Genomic DNA, 21,274 nt, shown 5'->3' with positions numbered 1-21,274 from the left:
GGAGATGGTCATGTCCCAAAAAAAAACGGTCACTTCAACCACCGGATCCGCTGTCAGGAGTCCGACCCCGGCAGCCCGGGGGTTTCTGAATTTATCGCCTGCGCAAAAAAGCCTCTGGTTCATGCACCAGATGGAAGATGCGAGCGCCACATACAATGTGCCTTTCGCGCTGCGCATTGACGGGGCGCTGGATTGCGCAGCCCTTGAGCGGGCGGTGGACAGTGTCTATCAGCGCCAGACTGCACTGCGCTATCGTTTTCCCTGTATCGATGGGCAACCGGTCATTCGCCTTGTCAACGAGCAACTGTTGACTCGCAAAGTTGACCTGCGAGCCGAGCCGGACAGCGAAGCCGCGCTGAAAGCGTTCGAGCAAAGCGAAGCCCGTTATGTTTTCGATCTTGAGCATGAAGCGCTTCTGCGCGCGACGTTGCTGCACTGTGCGACCGACGAGCATGTTCTGTTGATCAATGTTCATCACATCATTTTCGACGGTTGGTCGATGCAGATTTTCCTCTCCGAAGTGGCCTCAGCCTATTCGGCGCTGGTGCAGGGCAGCGAGGTGAACGTCGAGCCGTTGAACTTCGACTTTGGCGACTATTTAAGTCTGAGCCCATCGAGCGCTGAACGAGATCCCGATATTGCTCACTGGCAGCAGCGATTGGCCGGTGCGCCTCCGGTATTGCCACTACCGCTGGATGACAAGCGTCCTGCCGTTCAGCGTTACGCGGGGCAGCGTTGTCATTTTCAAGTGCCTGCAGCCGTCTCGGACGCGCTGAAAAAACTGGCCAAGGAATGTCGCGTCACGCCCTATATGGTAGGGCTTGCGGCTTTTTCCGTGCTGCTGTATCGCTATACGCAAGAGGCGGATCTGGTCATCGGATCGCCGATGTCGAATCGGCAATCCGCTGACCTGGAAGGCGTGATCGGTTTCTTCGTCAATACGCTGCCAAACCGGATCGATGCATCGGGTTCTCCTTCTTTCGTCGAGTTGCTCAAAAGAGTTCGCGCCTCGGTGCTCGATACATTCGAGCATGCCCATGTGCCTTTCGATCAGATTGTCGAGGCCATTCAGCCCCCGCGCTCTTTGAGCCATGCGCCGGTGTTTCAGGTGCTGTTCGATATGGCCAACGAGGATTTTTCGGTCGAGCTGGAAAACCTGCGCACTCGCGTTTATACGCTCGACTCCTGCACCGCCAAATATGACCTGAGTCTGACCCTGGCACTGACTGCGCGCGGCATGAGCGGCGCGGTCGAGTATGACACCGCATTGCTGGATGAGACCGCAGTGCAGGGGATGATCGATAGCCTGCTGATCATTATGGAGCAGGTGTCGCGCAACCCGGACGGGGCTATTGACGATTTTTCGCTGTTGTCTGACGAAGCCGTGGAGCAGGCGCTGCGCCTGGCTAATCATCAGCCGGCAGCGCCGCAAGCGCCTTTTGCACCTTTCCATCAGTGGTTCAAATGCAGTGCCGCGCAGTGGGGCGAGATGGATGCGCTGATTTATGCGGACCGTCGATACAGCTATGCGCAACTTGATGCAGAGGCCCGGGTACTGGCGGGTCATCTGCATGCTGCCGGTGTTCGTCATGGTGACCGGATCGCGGTAGTGCAACGCTATGGCCCAGAGGTCATCGTCGCGTTACTGGCGGTGCATCAGGTGGGCGGTATTTATGTGCCGCTGGCAATCGACGATGCGCGTCATGCGGATCTGCTCAAGGACATCGAGCCCAGACTGGTCCTGACGCTGCGCGCCTTTCAGAAGCAACTGCAGGACTATCCGTGCCTGCTGCAGGATGATTTGCCGCAGACCACCGGCACGCTGCTCGAGAGCGAATTCGAGGGGCGCAACACGCAACCGGAAGACATCGCCTACATCATTTTTACCTCCGGCTCTACCGGTCGTCCCAAGGGCGTCAGTGTCTCTCACGGCAGTTGGGTAAGCCTGCTCCAGGCCTTGGAGCAGACTTACGGTCAGACCGAGCCGGGTGTTACTGGCATTTTGCAAATGGCCAATTTCACGTTTGACGTATTCATGAGCGATGTCGTCCGCGCGCTGGCGGTTGGCGCGCGGTTAATCATGTGTCCTCGGCAGAGTCTGGCTGACCCTGAACAACTCTATGAGCTGATCACAGCTGAACGGGTGACGTTGCTCGAGTTCGTGCCTGCGGTCCTGCGGCAGATGATTCGTTACCTGGAAGAGACCGCACGGCGTCTGGATACCCTGCATACACTCACCTGCGGTGCGGACGTGTGGTTTGTCCACGAGTATCGGAAAATGCAGACGTTGTGTGGACCGCATACCAGGGTTGTCAGTGTTTACGGAGTCACCGAGGCAACCTGCGAAAGCGCCACGTTCGAGCCCGATGCAGGGTGGTATGACTCTGAGCGCAGCTTGCCTATCGGCGGTCCCTTGCCTAACACCTCCCTGTACCTGGTTGACGCAACGCTGAATCTGGTACCGCGTACTGTCCCCGGCGAATTGTTGATTGGCGGCGGCGCGGTGGCGTCCGGTTACATGAATCGCCCTGAATTGAACGAGAAGAGCTTCCTGACAGGTTCGTTCTCGGCCAGCGGACGGTTTTTACCTGGCGTCGGCGAACAGCGGTTCTATCGCACCGGTGATTTGTGTCGGCACATGCGCGACGGCACCATCGAGTTTTTGGGCCGCAGTGACAACCAGGTCAAAATTCGTGGCTTCCGCATCGAGCTGGGTGAAGTCGAGAGCGTACTCGCCGACCATCCTGATGTGAGTGAATGCGCGGTGGTCACCCGTCAGTCACCAGGTGCCGAGGCCGAACTGATCGGTTATGTGCAAACCCGCGCTACAGCGCAGCAACTCAATGCCTACCTTGGCGAGCGTCTGCCAGGCCATATGGTGCCGCGCCTGTTGGTAGTCTTGCCAGCACTGCCTTTGACCGCAAATGGCAAGATCGATCGCAAGAGCCTGCCTGAGCCCGATTGGGCGCAGGACTCACGCGCTTACGCCGCACCGCGCAACAGTCTGGAAGAACAGCTTGTCGAAGACTGGCAGCAACTGCTCAATGTGCCGCGTATCGGCATTGACGACAATTTTTTCGAGAGTGGCGGGCATTCTCTGCTGGTCACTCAAGTCATTGCGCACATCAAAAAGCGCTTTGGTGTGGCCCTCAGTATTGCAAACCTGTTCGAAGGGCCCACCGTCGCTCAGGTCGCCGAAAAGATCATGCTGAATATGATCCAGATCGCCCAAGGTGCCAGTGTCGCTTCCAGGCCTGCCGCGATCGGACGCAGTAGCGGTATCGAGCGCCAACGTCTCTCGTTTGCGCAACGCCGTCTGTGGTTGACCCAGCACAGTGAGCCGGGCACCGCTTACAACATGCCGGAAATATGCCGTCTGACCGGGCAACTGGATATTCCTGCGCTGGAAGGTGCATTGAATCTGCTACTTGAGCGTCATGAAGTCTTGCGCACGCATTTCACTTGCGAGCTTGAAACGTTTGTGGACGCTCAGGGCCTTACGCAGAAAGAGCCGCTGGTTGTGACAAGTCACGCTGACAGCGCGCGCGTACCGTTCAGGCAGCAAAAAATCGCTCGCGAAGCGCTCTCGGTCACACTGGAGCGGGAGGTGCACACGCCGTTCGTGCTGGACAAGGAACTGCCGATACGCGCGGTGCTTCTGCAGACCGCTTCGGATGAATATGTGCTGTGCCTGACCTTGCATCACATTGCCTACGATGGTTGGTCGAGTGCCTTGCTGCGTCAGGAGCTGGCAGCATTTTATCGGCATTTGACGCAAGGTGAGTGCCTCAGGCTGAGCGCACTGGAGGCTCAGTATCAGGACTATGCTGCCTGGCAACGAAATCAACTCGAAAGCGGGGCGTTCGAGGCTCAGCTAGACGCCTGGAAGGCTTCGCTTAAGGACTTGCCGCCGCCTCTGGTACTGCCTGTGCGTTCCAGCCCGCGAGCAGGAAATCCACTGGCCGGCGACTACGTTGCGCTGACTCTTCCTGGCGATTGCTCGGCAAGGCTCGATCAGCTTTGCCTGCGTCTTCAATGCACGCCGGCCATGGTCATGCACGCCGCGTTCGCGCTGCTATTGCATCGCTACACCGGGCAGGACGACATTTTGATCGGCATGCCATTCTCGGGAAGGGACCATGATGAAAGTGCGAACCTGATCGGGTTCTTCGTTAACCTGCTTCCGTTACGGCTGCGTTTGCGAGGCCCTCTGCGTGTGGCGCAGGTTATCGAGCAGAGTCGCCAGGCCCTGCTTGCCGCCGAGGCAAATCATTCGGTGCCGATCGATTACCTGGCGCAAGTGCTCAACCCGCAGCGGCTGCCCGGCAAGCATCCTTTTTTCCAAGTGGGTCTTGTGGTGCAGAGCACGACGGCCGTACCGCTTACCTTGCCGTACGTGCAATCGGAAGAAATCTCCCTGGCCTCCACTGAGGTGAAGCTGGACCTGATGCTGGAGTTGCGTGCTGTCAAAGGCGAAGGGGTGAGTGGGGTATTCAAATATCGCACGTCACTGTTCGAGCGCTCCGTCATCTCGGGCATGGCAGAGCACTTCCAGTGCCTGCTGGAAAATATGCTGGCCAATGCCGAGCAGACCGTTGCTCAGGTGAAGATGCTGCCTGCAACCGAACATCAGAGGCTGATCAGCCAGTTCAACGACACGTCACGCGACTTCGGCGACGGCGATGTCGTCAGCCGTTTTGAACAGCGTGTACGTCAGACTCCGCAGGCTATGGCCCTTCAGTTGCAACAACGCTGCTGGACATACGCCGAACTGGACCGGTTAGCCAACGGCATCGCGCACGCGCTGATAAAGAAGGGTGTGCAAGCGGGTGAGCACATCGGCCTGTTCACTGGACGGCATCCCTATCTGGTGGCAGGCATGCTTGGCATCCTCAAGGCGCGCTGTGCCTTTGTCCCCTTGAATCCGCAGGATTCGATGGAAGGTGCGCTGGGCTACATGATCAAAGACGCAGCATTGTGCCGCGTGGTGGGTCATCGAGGCTTGGCACACGAGCTTGCGGCTCTGGGGCTGGAGACGTTGCTGGTCGACGATTTCGAAGGTGCCGAGGGCGAATGGTCTGCTCCGGCCTGCCAGCGTGAGCCTCAGGATCTGGCCTATATTCTTTACACCTCTGGCTCGACCGGGCAGCCCAAGGGGGTGATGGTTTCGCAGCGCAATATCGATAACACCGCGAATGCATTTGCGCGAACACTGGAACTGAATGCCCAGTCGCGACAACTGCAGTATTTTTCGCCTGTCTTCGACGGGGTCTGTGGCGAGGTGTTTCCGGTACTGATCAGCGGCGCTACGCTGGTATTTGCCGCCTCTGAACAGCTGCTTCCGGGGCCGGATCTGGTGACGCTTCTGCGCGAGCAACGTATTACTCATCTGCAGATCACGCCGACGGCCCTGCGCTTGCTCCCCCATGCCGAGCTTGCCGAGCTGAAAGTCATTATCAGCGCCGGTGAAGCCTGTCCGGCGAACGTCGCCCAGACCTGGGCAACCGGCAGACGTTTCCTCAATGGTTACGGTCCGACCGAAACGACGGTGTATGCATCTGCCCGTGACTACTGGGATGAACGAGGTGCCTTGGTATTGCGGCCTCTGGACAACGTCAGAATGTATGTTCTGGACCCGTACCTGAACCCTCTGCCCTGCGGTGTACCCGGCGAGCTTTACATCGGCGGGAGCGGGGTAGCACAGGGTTATCTGAATCTGGATGAGCGCACCGCGCAAGCGTTTCTTCCCGACCCATATGGTCTTTCCCCCGAGGCGCGGCTGTACCGCACTGGCGACTTTGTGGTTCGTCAATTCGATGGAAGCCTGAGCTATGTCGGGCGTATCGATAATCAGGTGAAGGTTCGCGGTTTCCGCATTGAACTGGGCGATGTCGAAGCGCGCTTGAACGCGATAGTCGGGCTTGAGCAGGCGGTCGTGGTCGTTAAACGGGATGACCACGAGCACAAGATCCTGGTGGGGTATTACGTCGGCAAGCCGAGCATTGCACAGGTGCGTGCAGAGCTGGCGAAAGTGCTGCCGACACATATGGTGCCGGAGCGTCTGATCTGCTTGCCCGAACTACCGCTTAGCCGTACTGGCAAGGTCGATCGCAAGGCACTCGAAAACCTCGTTGACCAGCGCGCGCAGGAAAACACCGCGGTCGGGACGCCGCCGACCCTTCCTGCAGCCGTCAGGCCTGCTGGAAAACGCCTGCACAACAAGGTCAGAAAGATCTGGCAGGAAGTACTCGATTGTCAGGAAATCGATTCGGACGACAATTTTTTCGATCTCGGTGGCCACTCGTTGCGCATTGTCGAGACGCAAAAACGTTTGAGCGAGCTTTTGCAGGCGCCCGTGGCCATGACAGACCTTTTCGAATACCCGACGCTGCGTGGTCTGGTCGCTCACCTGGAACGCTTGCATGGGCCGCTGCCGGAGGTTCGCCAAGCCAGCGAGGCATCACCTGCCATTGATCCCGGAAATCGTACGCTGGCGGTCGTCGGCATGGCCGGGCGCTTTCCGGGCGCCGCTGACCTGAGCGAGTTCTGGCAGAACCTCACCGAGGGGGTGGAGTCGACCCTTTATTTCAGTGACGAGGTCATGCTCGCGCATGGCGTAAGCCCTGATCTGCTGGAGCGTGCCGATTTCGTCAAGTGTGGCAATCGTCTCGAGGATGTCGACAAGTTCGATGCCGAGTTCTTCGGCTTCTCACCTCGTGAAGCCCAGTTGATGGATCCTCAGCAGCGCATCTTTCTTCAATGCGCATGGACCGCTATGGAAGCCGCCGGTTATGGCGGTTCTCTGAACGATTTGCGCGTAGGCGTATTTGCAAGCGCGAGCACCAGCCATTACTTGCTTGATCACGTTTACCCGAAGCGCCAGGAGCTGCAACTGGAGAACATCCAGTGGCTATTGGGTAACGGCCGCGATTTCATGGCGTCGCGTGTGGCTTACAAACTCAATCTCGCCGGACCTGCGATTACCGTCGAGACGGCTTGCTCCTCCTCACTGGTAGCGGTCCAGATGGCTTGCGAAAGCTTGCTGCGGGGCGAGTCGGATATGGTGATCGTCGGCGGTGCTTCCGTCGAAGCTCAATACTACGGTTACCAGGCGGCACCGGGCAGCATCATTTCCGCCGATGGCCATTGCAGGCCGTTCGATGCGCAGGCCAGCGGCACCACAGGTGGCAGTGGTTGTGCAGTGCTGGTCCTCAAACTGGCTGACAGGGCAATCGAAGATCGCGACCATATTCATGCCTTGATCAAGGGCGGGGCGGTCAATAACGATGGCTCCAGCAAAGTCAGTTATACCGCGCCCAGTGTTCACGGGCAGGCCCAGGTGGTGAGCGCCGCGCTCGATGCAGCGAATATCAGTGCAGACTCCATTGGTTATATCGAGGCGCATGGCACCGGCACTCGCCTGGGTGACCCGGTAGAAGTCCGTGCGTTGACGCAGGCCTATACCAGCGCTTTGCCAAATTTCACGCCGGGCTTTTGTGCCCTCGGTTCGTTGAAGAGCAACATCGGTCATCTTGATGCGGCCTCAGGCGTCGCCGGGCTGGTCAAGGCCATACTTGCCGTGCAGCACGACGTCCTGCCTGCAAGCCTTAACTTCACGCGAGCCAATCCCGAAATTGATTTCAACGACAGCCCTTTTTATATCAACACGACGTCCCGACCCTGGCCGGCTACGGCCTCGCCACGTCGGGCAGGCGTCAGCTCCTTCGGCATCGGCGGGACCAATGCTCATGTCATTGTCGAGGAGCCTCCGCAGCCGTCAGTGCGCCCGCATGACGATAGCGATTGCTGGTACATACTGCCGTTCTCCGCACGTACCGCTACAGCGCTGGACCATCAGCGTCGGCAACTGATTACCTGTCTGCAGAACCCGGTGGCCGATATACGCGATATCGCCTTCACGCTGGGAGAGGGCCGCACACGATTTGCCTTCAGGGACAGCGTTGTCAGCCAGAGCATTGCCGGAGCCTTGCACGCGCTGCAGACACCTTCGTCCACAGCGCTCATGGAGCGCAGACAGGACCGTCCGATCGTGTTCATGTTCTCCGGGCAGGGCAGCCAGTATGAGGGAATGTTCAAGGGCCTCTACGGCAGTGAGGCGGTATTTCGACAGACAGTTGACCGCTGCACGGTCATATTGAAGCGTTATGGCGTCGACATTCTGGCCAGTCTATACCCGCCAGCGGATGGCGATACAGCCAACAGTCTGAGCCGTACGGAAATCGCGCAACCGGCACTTTTTGTGGTCGAGTACGCGTGCGCCCTGTTGTTTCAAAGCCGCGGTATCCACCCGCAGGCGCTGATAGGCCATAGCCTTGGTGAACTGGTGGCAGCCTGTTTTGCGGGTGTCTACAGTCTGGAAGACAGCTTGAAGCTGGTTGTCGAGCGGGGCCGCCTGATGCAACGTCAAGCTCCGGGTGCGATGCTTGCCGTTGGCCTCTCTGAAGCAGATTGCGCGCGCTTTCTGGGGCACGGCGTGGAGCTGGCGGCCGTCAATGGGCCGCTGCAATGTGTTCTTGCCGGTGATTTTGAAGCCATTGCGCGGGTCGAGCGACAACTGGCCGAGGAAGGGCTCGTGGGGCGTGTACTGGATACCTCGCACGCTTTTCATTCCCGCATGATGGCTCCTGCTGCGCACGCGTTGAAGGCAGTTGTCAGCGGGTTCTCTGTGCAGCCCCCGACTATCGCGCTCGTGTCCAATCACAACGGCGGTTGGTTCTCGATCGATTCGAGCAGCCAAAGTGATTATTGGGCGTCTCATCTGCTGGATACCGTGCGCTTTTCTGACGGTATCGCGCTGCTTGCCGACGAACTGGAAGACCCGATTTTTCTCGAAGTCGGCCCGGGCCGTGCTCTTCAGAGTGCACTGAAATCCTATGCTGAGCCCTTGTGTGTGCTTGGCTGTACTCGGCATGCGCGAGACAGCCGATCAGACGAGGCTGCGTTGGCAGAAGGCATCGCGTCATTGTGGAGGCAGGGAGCAAGTTTCGGTTGGGCGCAGGCCGCAGGGTGTACAGACGGCGCACGCGTGCCGCTGCCGACCTATCCGTTCGCGCGGGACAGCCACTGGATCGAGGCTGCCGGGACAACTTCTTCTGCGCCGCACGAGGTACCGTTGTTCCTGCACTGGCAGCGTATGCAGGGTAATCGCAGGCAGTTCCGATTGAGCCTGTCGCCACAACTCTGGCTGGTGGACGAACATCGCGTTTTCGAAGGAAAGCCAGTGCTTTCCGGCACCGGATGCGTCGAGCTGGTACGCAATGCCTACGCGCGTATGGAAGGCATCGAGTTGATCGAACTGAGTGACGTTTACTTCCCGACCCCTCTGGTTCTGGAAGATGAGCAGGCCTCGCAAAGCGTGCTGATTACATTCAAGGATCACACCGAGAGCACTGAGTTTTTTCTCGAGTCGGTATCGGACGAGGGTAACGCTCCGCAGCAGCACAGAATGCTGCACGCGCAAGGTTTCATAAAACGCCACAACCGGGAGCGCCTCTTACTAAAAGGGCTGATGCAGCTTCAGTCCGACCATGCTGACTGTCTTGCCGATGAAGTCGAACATGCGGCATTGAACACGCGTCTCGGCTTGTTCGGGCCTCGCTGGAAGTGCTTTCGTTCGATCTGGCTCGGCCAGGATGAGGGGCTGGCGCTTCTGGAACTGGATCAGGTGTTTGCCGCTGACCTTGAGCGCTTTGCGCTGCATCCGGCGTTGCTCGACATGGCGACTGGTTTTCTCTCGATCATGGAAAACAGCACCCGCAGATTACCGTTCCATTACCAGCGCCTGACTATTCATGCACCACTGCGCTCCCGGCTTTACAGCCATGCAAGGCGGGTCCGCAGTAATGTTTATGATATGCAACTGTTCGAAGTCGATAACGACGGCGGAATCGGTGCTCTGCTGGCCGAGGTGATCGGCTTTACTTTGCGCGATGAGCGAGTGGCACCGGACGCGCAGCGCACCGAGCCCTTGGACTGGTGTCAGGTACCAGCATGGCGGCCGGCATTGCCTCCCAGGGGCGACTCGCCGTTACAAGGGCCCTGGCTGGTTGTCACGCGTGGCGTTGCAGCCGATAACAGCATTCTCGCTGCGCTACCGCCGGACAGTGTCTGCATAGGCGATGCAGGTGATTCTGGCGCTACGATCGCAACAATTGCTCGCGGCGACGCACAGGCATATGGACAGCTGTTTAATACACTGGCGACGCAAGATGCCTTGCCGAGCCAGATCATTTACATGGCCGGTAAGACGCAGCTTGCGGACGGCGAGCACGCCGCCATTACGCTGTTTACCGATCTTATGGTGTTGGTGCAGGCATACATTCCTCATGCGATAAACACCACTGTTCTGTCAGTGGTGACCGAAGGTGCCTGCCAGGTGGATGACGATGAGCCGGTCAACAGCTGTGTAGCAACCTTGTCTGGTGTGGTTCGTACACTTACTTGGGAGCTGCCGCAGATACGCTGCCGTCATTTTGATCTGCCGCTGGCCAACGCGGCCGAGAATGAGATGCTACTGCTTCAGGTACTCCAGCACATCGATCCCGATCAGGCTTCTCCGCTTGCACCGACTCTGGCCTTGCGCAAACAGACGTTGCATGAACCTTGCCTGCGAGCGCTGCAAGTCTCGCAACCTTCACTGCACTTCAAGGAGGGCGGGACCTACGTGGTTACCGGTGGTCTGGGCGGCATGGGGCTGGCGCTGGCCAGTCATCTGGCTGCGAAGGTAAAAGCTGTCACCTTAGTCCTGATGTCCCGTTCGGCGACGGTCACGGATGAGGTCGGGCAAGCGCTGCAGGCGATGGAACAGCAAGGCGCGCGGATTCAACACATGGCGGTCGATTGTGCTGATCGTGAGGCTTTCACTGCAGCGCTTCAGCAGGTCAGGCTTCAGCATGGGGGTATCAGTGGGGCCATACATGCCGCAGGTGTGCAAGCCAGCGGTCTCATCCAACTGAGCCAGGCAAATGCATGGGCACAGGTGATGGGCAGCAAGGTGGTTGGCACTGATGTGCTGATAGACGTTTTGCGCCAGGAGCCTGTCGATTTCATATTTCTCTGTTCGTCGCTGGCGTCGGTGCTCGGGGGGCTTGGTCAGGCGGATTACGCCGCTGCCAACGCCTATCTGGACGCCAGGGCGCAGGCCTGTCGTCAGGAGGGCATGCCTGTGGTTTCGCTCAACTGGGATGCATGGGCGCAGGCAGGTATGCGTGTTGCCTATGACAAGGCGCATCCCGAGCAGGCGCCGATTGACGATGTTCGCGGGCTGACCAACGCAGAAGGTTGCCAGTTATTCGAGCTGGCTCTGGCGCAAAACACTGCTCAGATCATCGTGCACAAGGCGCAGGATCTGCAGCAACTGATCGATCAACTGCAGCGCGGCGGTGCGACATCGGCGGGCCGGGCAACACCGCTGTTCGACTCCGGTGCCGAGCGTGTTGCGCCACGCAATGCTGTGGAGCAGGAAGTCGCACAGTTGTGGCAAGAGCTGCTGGGCGGCGATATGCCGGGTGTGCTGGATAACTTCTTCGATCTGGGCGGGCACTCACTGTTGGGGTCCCAGCTGATTTCGCGGATTCGTTCGCGCTTTCAGCAGTGCCTGACGTTGGCCGAGTTCCTTGATGAACCGACCATCGAGCGAATCGCCCGTTCATTGGACAGTGTCGCCGAAGATACGCCAATCGACGCCGATGAAGCCGCCGTACGTTACTGTCTGGTGCCGGTGCAGCGAAACGGCGAGGGGAGACCATTCTTTTGTCTGCCGGGCATGGGCGGCAACGTCAATCAGGTGCTTGGGTTGGCCAAGGCCATGGGCGCGCAACGGCCTTTCTATGGTCTGCAATGCCTGGGGCTCGATGGCAAGGCTGAGCCTCACCTCAGCGTCGAGGAGATGGCCGAACACTATATTCGCTGCATGAAGTCGGTTCAGGCGCATGGGCCTTATCTGCTGGGTGGCCATTCACTTGGCGGAAAAGTGGCGTACGAAATCGCCAGACTGCTTGAAGCACGTGGCGACCAGGTGGGTTTGCTGGCGCTGTTCGACTCGGCAGCCCCTCCGTATACGCAAATGCAGGTGCCTACCGATGCTCAGGTGTTGGGTTCGCTGCTGAGTATCTTCGGGCATTACTTCGACAAGCCAATCAAGCTCAGCCGCGAGGAGTTGCAGGCGCTCGAGCACCTGGGTGACGAGGAAAAGATCCGCTATCTGAAGGACACGCTGGAAAGTCACGGGTTGCTGGATGCGCGTGGCGATGAGGGAAGCATTCGGGGGCTGTTCAACGTGTACAAGGCTGCTGCCGCCTTCGGCATGCGCTATGACCCGCCCAAGGTTGCGCTTGATGCCTCACTGGTACTGTTCAGGGCGGTCGACTCGATGCCCTCCGGTATCAACCTGCCCGAGATCCGTGACACGGATGCCTGGGGCTGGGAGTTGTTCAGTGCGGCAAAGGTAAGAACGGTCGATGTCTCTGGGGATCACTTTACTTGCCTGTCCGTCCACGCCCAGCAAATTGCTGATGTGTTGATCGGGCAACTTGCCGAGTGTGATCGATAACCCGTCGTTGCGGAACATGGCGAGCAGGCTCAACGCCTGCTCGCCTGCATTAATCAGTCTGAGGTCTACATATGTCTGGAGGTTACTCAAAAGGTGACACTCGCCCACCCATGCGCTTCATTCTTCTGATATTGGGGCTCGATGTGCTTGGTATCGGTCTGGCGATTCCTGTCATGCCGACGCTGATCGCGACTATCTGGCCATCGTCTACCGAGCATGTCTCGTTGGCGCTGGGCGTGGCGCTGACACTTTATTCGGCGATGCAGTTTCTGTGCGCGCCGCTGTTGGGAGCGCTGAGCGACTGTCATGGGCGCCGGCCGGTATTGCTTCTGGCGCTGGCCGGCATGTGCCTGGGCAATCTGATGGCTGGCTTCGCCGGCAGCCTGACGGTCTTGCTGATAGGCCGTGCCATCGCAGGAATCACTGCCGCTAATATCGCCACTGCGATGGCCTATATTGCGGACATCAGTGAGGGGGAGCAGCGCACGCATTTCTACGGTGCAGCGGGCAGTGTCATCGCCATAGCGCTTGTTTTCGGCCCGGTCATAGGCGGGGGGCTTGCGTCTTACGGGCCGCACTTGCCCTTTCTGGTCGCTGGCGGTCTGGCGGCAATCAACCTGCTGTATGGCTATATGAGGTTGCCGGAAAGCCTTGCGGCCGAGCATCGGCGCGCCTTCGAATGGCGGCGAACCAACCCGTTTGGCAGCCTGCGAGGACTATGGAGTACGCAAGGCCTGCGCCCGTATCTGCTGGCTGCGACGTGCTCCTGGTTCGCCTACGGGATATTTCAAAGCTGCTTTGTGCTGGCCAATCAGATGCGTTATGGCTGGAGCATGCTTGAAGTGTCGTACGCATTGGCGGCGCTCGCCCTGGGCATGGCGTTCGCGCAGCGCGTACTGGTACGCAAGCTGACGCCAATCATGTCCAACCAGCGGATAATCGTTACCGGTTATGCCTGTTGCTTACTGGGTTATGCTTTCTATACGGCCGCTGCAAGCGTTTGGCTGACGTTGGTGGGAATGTGTTTCCATGCTGTCGGGCTGATTGCCGAGCCGGCGTTGCGTGGTGAGCTGTCGCGTCATGCCAAGGCAGGGCATCAGGGCGAGCTGCAGGGGGGGCTGACATCCCTGCTGAGTCTGGTGGGCGGTGTAGCGCCAGTGATTGGCGCTCTGATATTTTCGGGTAACGTCGGCTCGGGCGAGCATTTTCTGTGGCTGGGCGCCCCGTTTTTGGTCAGCCTGTTGATGTACGTGCTGGCGATAGGCTGCATCCAGAGCGGGAGAACATCAGCCGCCTGAAACGGTTGACCCTCAAGCTGGAAACCCGTCAACCGCCGCCCAGGACTACACTCAGCGCATTGCGCGCATCGTCCAGTTGCACCAGCGAAGCATGGCGTGCGCCCAGTGCGTCGCGGTTCTGGATGGCGGTGAGGATTGCCTTGTGACGAGGCATGGCCAGTTCGTGCAGGTTAGGGCGTTTGTTGGAGTATTTGAGCGCTTCGCGCAACGCCAGTGACAGCATGTTGCACAAGTGCGCCAGCAGGTCGTTGTGGGTGGCGTCGGCGATGCGGCTGTGGAAGTCGAGGTCGGGTTGCAGCAGGTCTTCCGGAGTGGGTGCAGCTTCCATGCGCAGGTAGGCTTCGTGGATCGACTCGATCTCTGCGTCGGTGGCATGTTGCGCGGCCAGTGCGGCAACCGCCGGTTCGATGACAGCGCGCACACTGGTCAGCAGGTTGAAGAATTCATTCTGCGGCGAACTTTGCATCACCCAGTGCAGCACATCCGGGTCCAGCAGGTGCCATTCGCGTCGGGCCTTGACCACCGTGCCGACACGCGGCCGCGAGTAGACCAGCCCCTTGGCGACCAGAACCCGTGTGGCTTCACGCAGTACCGGGCGGCTGACGGCATACTCTTCGCAGAGCAGTGCTTCGGCAGGCAGCTTTTCGTCAGGCTTGAAACGGCCGGATACGATTTGCATGCCCAGTTCCTGGACAATGCGCGCGTGCATGCTTTTTCGGTCGGAAGGCTTTCGATAATCCATGAGAGCGCAATTGGGTCCTGGCGGTGATTGCTGGGCATCATACCATCGCACAACAGTGACGGCGGTCCCCAGAACAAGGGACCGCCGCTTCTTTTAGTGCGAGTGGCGAGGCACTTCTGAACCTCTGCAACCGACCAGAAAGTCGAAGTCGCAGCCTTGATCCGCCTGCATCACCCGGTCCACGTACAGTTGACGATAGCCACCGAGCAGCAGTTGCGGCGGGGCCTGCCACTCGGCAAGACGTGCATCCAGTTCGGCTTGTGGGATGTCCAGATGCAAGCGCCCGCTGGCGCAGTCCAGTTCGATCCAGTCGCCTTCCTTGACCACGGCCAACGGCCCGCCGGCTGCGGCTTCCGGTGCCACATGCAAAACCACTGTGCCATAGGCCGTGCCGCTCATACGTGCATCGGAAATGCGCACCATGTCGGTCACACCCTGCGCGAGCAGTTTGGCCGGAAGGCCCATGTTGCCGACCTCGGCCATGCCCGGATAACCTTTGGGGCCGCAGTTCTTGAGCACCATGACCGAGGTGGCGTCGATGTCCAGATCCGGATCGTTGATCCGCGCCTTGTACATTTCGAAGTTCTCGAACACCACCGCCCGGCCACGATGCTGCATCAGTGCCGGTGTAGCGGCAGACGGTTTGAGCACTGCGCCGAGGGGGGCGAGGTTGCCGCGCAATACGCAGATACCACCATCAGCGCGAATCGGATTGTCCAGAGCACGGATTACCTGGTCCTCGCCATAGATCGGTGAATTGCAGGTGTTTTCGCCAATGCTTTTACCGTTGACGGTCAGGGCGTCCGGGTTGGGCAGCAAATTGGCTTCGTTCATGCGCCGCAGCACGGCAGGCAGGCCACCGGCGTAGTAGAACTCTTCCATCAGGAAGCGCCCCGAGGGTTGCAGGTCGACGATGGTCGGCATGCCACGGCCCATGCGCGACCAGTCATCCAGGTCCAGGTCGACGCCGATGCGCCCGGCAATGGCCTTGAGGTGGATAACGGCGTTGGTCGAACCGCCGATGGCCGCGTTGACCCGGATGGCGTTTTCGAATGCGGCCTTGGTGAGAATCTTCGACAGGCGCAGGTCTTCACGAACCATGTCCACCGCACGCATGCCGGACATGTGCGCCAGCACGTAACGCCGCGAATCCACCGCAGGAATAGCCGCGTTGTGCGGCAGCGAAGTGCCCAGCGCTTCGGCCATGCAGGCCATGGTCGAGGCCGTGCCCATTGTGTTGCAGGTGCCTGCCGAGCGAGACATGCCGGCTTCGGCGGAGAGAAACTCATCCAGGCTGATGGTGCCGGCCTTGTAGGACTCGTGCATCTGCCAGACGATGGTTCCGGCGCCGATGTCCTTGCCTTCATGCTTGCCGTTGAGCATCGGTCCGCCGGTCACGACGATGGCAGGGATGTCGCAACTGGCGGCACCCATCAACAGGGCAGGTGTGGTTTTGTCACAGCCAGTCAGCAGCACGACGCCATCAATGGGGTTGCCGCGAATCGCTTCCTCAACGTCCATGCTCGCAAGGTTGCGGGTGAACATCGCGGTAGGACGCAGGTTGGATTCGCCGTTGGAAAACACCGGAAACTCCACCGGCCAGCCGCCTGCTTCGATCACGCCACGTTTGACATGCTCGGCGATCTGCCGGAAATGCGCGTTGCAGGGGGTCAACTCCGACCAGGTATTGCAGATGCCGATGATCGGCTTGCCCTGAAACTGGTGGTCGGCAATGCCCTGATTCTTCATCCAGCTGCGGTACATGAAGCCATTCTTGTCGGCGGTGCCAAACCACTGGGCAGAACGGAGGGTCGGTTTTTTATCGGAGTCAGACATGATCGGCTCTCTTATTGTAAGACTTAATGGCGATACTTCTGGCTAAGGTAAGCCTAAAAAACGCGTATTGGAAGAGTTGTCAGTTTAAATAGTATTACTATATAGTCGGTCGTAGACGAGGGATCATCCTGGCGCATGTGCTGCGTTATTCAGCCCCCAGGCACAGAGGCGATCCCCGCAGGTTCCATAACAAAAACAATGGGAGACCGCCTACATGAGCCAGGAACTGCGGCTTATACGCCGCATTACGTTCAAACTGATTCCTTTCCTTATCCTGCTGTACCTGATCGCTTATGTAGACCGCTCTGCCGTGGGCTTTGCCAAGCTGCACATGGGCGCGGACATCGGTATCGGCGACGCCGCCTACGGGCTGGGTGCCGGACTGTTCTTCATCGGTTACTTCCTGCTGGAGATCCCCAGTAACCTGATGCTCGAGCGTTTCGGCGCACGTCGCTGGTTCGCGCGGATCATGATCACCTGGGGCGCAATCACCATCGGCATGGCCTTCGTCCAGGGGCCGCACAGCTTCTATGTGATGCGTTTTCTGCTGGGTGCTGCCGAGGCGGGCTTCTTTCCCGGTGTGCTGTACTACATCACCCAATGGTTTCCGGTGCGCCATCGCGGCAAGATCCTTGGCCTTTTCATCCTCTCGCAACCCATCGCCATGATGATCACCGGGCCCGTTTCCGGTGGTTTGCTGGGCATGGACGGCATACTCGGTCTGCATGGCTGGCAGTGGCTGTTTATCGTCATCGGTACGCCAGCGATTCTGCTGACCTGGCCGGTGCTGCGCTGGTTGCCGGATGGTCCGCAGCAGGTCAAATGGATGGACCAGGCCGAGAAGGACTGGCTGACCGGTGAGCTGAAAAAGGACTTGGAAGAGTACGGACAGACCCGCCACGGCAACCCACTGCATGCCTTGAAAGACAAACGCGTGCTGTTGCTGGCGCTGTTCTACCTGCCGGTGACCTTGAGCATCTACGGTCTGGGCCTGTGGCTGCCGACGCTGATCAAACAGTTCGGTGGCAGTGACCTGACCACCGGCTTCGTGTCATCGGTGCCTTACATTTTCGGCATCATTGGCCTGCTGATCGTGCCGCGCAGTTCCGACCGCCTCAACGACCGTTACGGGCATCTGGCCGTGCTCTATGTGCTGGGTGCCATCGGCCTGTTCTGCAGCGCCTGGCTGACCCTGCCGGTGGCGCAGCTGGCTGCATTGTGCGTCGTGGCGTTCGCGCTGTTTTCCTGCACGGCGGTGTTCTGGACCCTACCGGGGCGATTCTTCGCAGGTGCCAGTGCCGCAGCCGGTATCGCGCTGATCAATTCGGTCGGCAACCTGGGCGGCTACATCGGGCCGTTCGTGATCGGTGCGTTGAAAGAAATCACCGGCAGCCTGGCATCGGGCCTCTATTTTCTGTCGGGCGTCATGGTCTTCGGGCTGCTGCTGACCGGCATCGTCTATCACGTGCTGGAGCGCAAGCATGTGCTGCCAGTGTCCGACTTCGCGGCGAGTGCCAAGGCGAGATAGGTTTTCAGCGGCCCATTATCTGGAAGGAGAATTTCATGCGGTTAGTACAGTTTGAATTGAGCGACGGTCAGCGCCGGGTCGGTCTGGTCGATGGTGATCAGGTGCGTGAGGTCCAGGGTGTCGAGAGTGTTCGCGAGCTGGCGCTGGCGGCAATCGAGGCGGGTTCGGCTCTGGCGCACCAGGTCGAGCAGCGTGGCGTTGGCGAGACGCACGACTATTCGCAGTTGCTTGAGGAACTGCGGATTCTGCCGCCGCTCGACCATCCTGACCCGGCGCACCTGCTGGTCAGCGGCACCGGGCTGACCCATCTGGGCAGTGCGTCGGCACGCGACAAGATGCATCAGCAGTCCGGCGACGAAGCCTCGATGACCGACACCATGCGTATCTTCAAATGGGGCGTTGAAGGCGGCAAGCCGGTGGCGGGGCAGGCCGGTGTTCAGCCAGAGTGGTTCTACAAGGGTGACGGCAGCATTGTCGTGCGCCCCGGCCATTCGTTTTCCCTGCCGCCTTTCGCCGAAGATGGCGGGGAAGAGCCCGAACTGAGTGGCCTGTATGTGATCGGTCATGACCGCAAGCCGTACCGGTTGGGCTTCGCCATCGGCAACGAATATTCCGACCACATCATGGAGCGTCGCAACTACCTGTATCTGGCGCATTCGAAATTGCGCGCCTGTTCGTTCGGTCCGGAGTTGCGCGTGGGCGACTTGCCGCAAAGCCTGTCGGGCACCAGCCGGGTCTGGCGCGATGGCAAGGTGCTGTGGGAAAAAGAGTTCCTCAGTGGCGAAGCGAACATGTGCCACAGTCTGGAAAACCTGGAGTATCACCACTTCAAATACGCCCAGTTCCTCAGGCCTGGTGATGTACATGTGCATTTCTTCGGCACCGCGACCCTGTCGTTCGCCGATGGCGTGCGCACCCAGCCGGGCGATCGTTTCGAGATCAGTCAGGCCGAGTTCGGCAAGCCGCTGGTTAACGGTTTGGCACCGAGCGAGCCGGTGTTTCAGCCGGGCGGCATCGGCAAGCTGTAAGCGCAGTCCCTGTTTGACTGCTCACCGTGCCAGCGCTCGGCGCTGGTACGGCTCTACTTGCGCTCCGACTGTATCTGCGCCTGCCTTTTGCCCTATCATTCGCGCTTTTGCTGGCCGGATGAATTTCATGACTACCACACCCACCACACTGCTCGCCGCACTCGAAGCCACCACCATGCTGGAAATCGACGGTCTGCACGCCTGGGACTTCTCTCTGGGCGAGGAATTGAACGTCGAATGCATGGACGGCCGCGAGCGCAAGGTATGGCGCTTCAGCAAAGCCCAAGTCGACGCCGCGACCTTTGATGAATCCCTGCAAAGCTGGGTGATCAATGACGGCAATGCCGATCACCGGATCATCTGCCTGGATGCCTTTACCCCCTCCGATGAAGATGATTCCGCGCAGGATTGAGTAAATGCGGGCTGGCGCTGTCATAGACCCCGACAGTGCCGTAACAGGCATCAATAATTTCGACAAAAAGGGATGCCCTCCATGCCCCATAAATTTCTGCCGTGGCTGGCGATTGCCAGTGCCATGAGCGCATTTACCCTGCAGGCCCAAGCCATGCCCGATACTGAATTGCTGATAGGTTCCTACACGCAAGGCAAGAGTGAAGGGATCTATCGTTTTGCCTTCGACAGCAAAACCGGGATGATCGACGCCAAGCCGCTGCAAGTGGTCAAAACCGAAAACCCGTCGTGGCTGACCGTCTCCAGAGACCAGCGTTATCTGTTCGCGGTCAATGAAAACGGCCCAGGGCAAAAAGATGTGGTCGGTAAGGTCAGCAGCTTTGCAATCGACCCGAAAACCCGTCAGATCACGCCGATCAATCAGGTTCAAAGCCGCGGTGAAGAACCGACGCACTCCAGCCTGAGCTATGACGGCCGCTACCTGTTCGTTGCCAACTACGCAGTAAACCCTGAACCGGGCGGCGCGCTGACCGTGGTGCCTGTGGGTAAGGACGGTCAGTTGAGCGAAGCCGTTCAGGTGCTGCCGCTGGGTCCTGGAAGCAAGGTCAACAGTGAGCGGCAGATGTCGTCCCATGTGCATCTGGCCGTGCCGACCCCGGATGACAAGTACGTAGTGACTGCCGACCTGGGCGCTGACAAGCTGTTTGTTTATCAGTACGACGCGAGCCAGGCCAAGCCGTTGCAGCCAGCCAAGGAGCCGACCGTGCAGTTGCCGGGCGGCTCCGGACCACGTCATACGCTGTTCAGTGCTGATGGCAAGCATGCCTGGCTGGTACTGGAGATGACGGCGCAGGTCGCGGTGTTTGACTACCATGACGGCGTCTTCAAGCAGACCCAACTGGTTGATATGAAGAACAAGGGTGTGCAGGAGAAAAATGGTGGCGGCGCCTTGCACACCTCACCGGATGGCAAGTTTCTGTACGTGACCAATCGCGGTGACGCGAATCAGGTCGTGGTGTTCCGCATCGATCAGGCCAGCGGCAAGCTGGAAGAAATTCAGCGTCGTTCTCTGGAAGGCAAGGAACCTCGCGAGTTCGCCTTTGACCCGACCGGCAAGTTCATGCTGTTCGCCAATCAGAAGAGCAACCAGATCGTGACCGTGCGCCGCGATCCGCAGAGCGGGAAGATCGGTGAGACGGTGCAGAAATTTGATGCAGATTCACCTTCTTACCTGCGTTTTCTGACTGACAAGTAAGCTGCTACGGCTCCAGCCCGCAAGCTACAAGGGCTGGAGCCGTTATCATTCTTGATGATATGGGTTAGTGCTACAAAAGATTTCTGCTGAACCACCCTCGGGCGTAAGTTTGAGTCACGGCCAAGACGGCCAACACTTCAAGCAAACGTACTAACTGGATAACGAGGGGTGACCGACATGAATTTCAATCTTTTCTCCATCATTGCTGCATCGGCTGTTTCCGCAAGCGTCGCGCTTCCAGCCAGTGCCAGTGTCGATGTAGCTGACAAAAAAGCCCACGCTGCTCAGACCTACACTCAGACCTACACCTCGAAATATCTGCAACAGAGCGCTAATTTCTACGCAGCGCTGGATCACAAATCCGCTCAATGATTCATTAGCCGTCACGCTTTCGCGAGCATGTTCGCCAACACAGGTCCCTGCGACTTACTGCCCACTGCGCGGCAGACCATGCACGGAATGTCAGGCGAGCCTGTTCGCGAAAGCATTGACGGCGATGGCGTACAAGAGCGGACGCAGAGCGTCCAGAACGGCATGCGACGCGGAGCGCCGCACGATAATTGAAAGCGTCCAGAACACGATAGTTGAGATTATCGTTCCGCACG

The 21,274-nt window shown here is 59.0% G+C and carries 9 protein-coding genes; 7 read left to right on the top strand and 2 right to left on the bottom strand.

Translation table 11 applies throughout. The annotated features are described in order from the left end of the window. Positions 1–10 precede the first annotated feature (10 nt). Both KP808_RS17730 and KP808_RS17725 read left to right on the top strand, forming a co-directional pair. Entirely contained in the window at positions 11–12,571 is a 12,561-nt protein-coding gene (locus tag KP808_RS17730; RefSeq protein WP_230016589.1) for a hybrid non-ribosomal peptide synthetase/type I polyketide synthase, read from the top strand. Positions 12,572–12,681: 110 nt separating this feature from the next. Further along, positions 12,682–13,869: an MFS transporter gene (locus KP808_RS17725; protein WP_230016588.1), complete on the top strand. Its 1,188-nt coding sequence runs from the start codon at positions 12,682–12,684 to the stop codon at positions 13,867–13,869. Between the two features lie 28 nt (positions 13,870–13,897). On the opposite strand, the gene KP808_RS17720 is transcribed toward KP808_RS17725, so the two are convergent. Further along, positions 13,898–14,611 carry a FadR/GntR family transcriptional regulator gene (locus tag KP808_RS17720; RefSeq protein WP_002554489.1) on the bottom strand — a complete coding sequence of 238 codons (714 nt, stop codon included), beginning with the start codon at positions 14,609–14,611 and terminating at the stop codon, positions 13,898–13,900. Between the two features lie 93 nt (positions 14,612–14,704). Next, a complete protein-coding gene (locus KP808_RS17715; protein ID WP_122281839.1) occupies positions 14,705–16,447 on the bottom strand; it encodes an IlvD/Edd family dehydratase in 1,743 nt (580 codons plus the stop codon). Between the two features lie 214 nt (positions 16,448–16,661). Between KP808_RS17715 and KP808_RS17710 the strand changes: the two genes are divergently transcribed. The 5 genes from KP808_RS17710 to KP808_RS17690 all read left to right on the top strand — a co-directional run bounded on the left by KP808_RS17710 (position 16,662) and on the right by KP808_RS17690 (position 21,041). Next, positions 16,662–17,975 carry an MFS transporter gene (locus tag KP808_RS17710; RefSeq protein WP_057402602.1) on the top strand — a complete coding sequence of 438 codons (1,314 nt, stop codon included), beginning with the start codon at positions 16,662–16,664 and terminating at the stop codon, positions 17,973–17,975. Positions 17,976–18,010: 35 nt separating this feature from the next. Next, the gene (araD1, locus tag KP808_RS17705) at positions 18,011–19,003 is read left to right on the top strand and encodes an AraD1 family protein (protein ID WP_230016587.1); all 993 of its coding nucleotides are present in this window, start codon (positions 18,011–18,013) and stop codon (positions 19,001–19,003) included. Between the two features lie 127 nt (positions 19,004–19,130). Then, complete coding sequence (locus tag KP808_RS17700) at positions 19,131–19,415, top strand: DUF5629 family protein (RefSeq protein WP_230016586.1); 285 nt, start codon at positions 19,131–19,133, stop codon at positions 19,413–19,415. Between the two features lie 81 nt (positions 19,416–19,496). Beyond that, positions 19,497–20,669, top strand: coding sequence for a lactonase family protein (locus tag KP808_RS17695; RefSeq protein WP_230016585.1), 1,173 nt, complete (start codon positions 19,497–19,499; stop codon positions 20,667–20,669). A gap of 177 nt (positions 20,670–20,846) precedes the next feature. Further along, positions 20,847–21,041 (top strand): hypothetical protein, encoded by a 195-nt coding sequence (locus tag KP808_RS17690; protein WP_219169752.1) that lies wholly within the window; start codon positions 20,847–20,849, stop codon positions 21,039–21,041. Positions 21,042–21,274 lie beyond the last annotated feature (233 nt).

Origin of the sequence: Pseudomonas savastanoi (genome assembly GCF_020917325.1) — a bacterium.
GTDB lineage: Bacteria > Pseudomonadota > Gammaproteobacteria > Pseudomonadales > Pseudomonadaceae > Aquipseudomonas > Aquipseudomonas amygdali.
The sequence above is the reverse complement of the archived record's forward strand: the minus strand, read 5'-3'. Positions and strand labels throughout refer to the sequence as shown.

Coding starts and splice junctions, on each gene's coding strand:
- KP808_RS17730 (WP_230016589.1), top strand. CDS start 11: ATGTCCCAAAAAAAAACGGTCACTTCAACCACCGGATCCGCTGTCAGG.
- KP808_RS17725 (WP_230016588.1), top strand. CDS start 12,682: ATGCGCTTCATTCTTCTGATATTGGGGCTCGATGTGCTTGGTATCGGT.
- KP808_RS17720 (WP_002554489.1), bottom strand. CDS start 14,611: ATGGATTATCGAAAGCCTTCCGACCGAAAAAGCATGCACGCGCGCATT.
- KP808_RS17715 (WP_122281839.1), bottom strand. CDS start 16,447: ATGTCTGACTCCGATAAAAAACCGACCCTCCGTTCTGCCCAGTGGTTT.
- KP808_RS17710 (WP_057402602.1), top strand. CDS start 16,662: ATGAGCCAGGAACTGCGGCTTATACGCCGCATTACGTTCAAACTGATT.
- araD1 (WP_230016587.1), top strand. CDS start 18,011: ATGCGGTTAGTACAGTTTGAATTGAGCGACGGTCAGCGCCGGGTCGGT.
- KP808_RS17700 (WP_230016586.1), top strand. CDS start 19,131: ATGACTACCACACCCACCACACTGCTCGCCGCACTCGAAGCCACCACC.
- KP808_RS17695 (WP_230016585.1), top strand. CDS start 19,497: ATGCCCCATAAATTTCTGCCGTGGCTGGCGATTGCCAGTGCCATGAGC.
- KP808_RS17690 (WP_219169752.1), top strand. CDS start 20,847: ATGAATTTCAATCTTTTCTCCATCATTGCTGCATCGGCTGTTTCCGCA.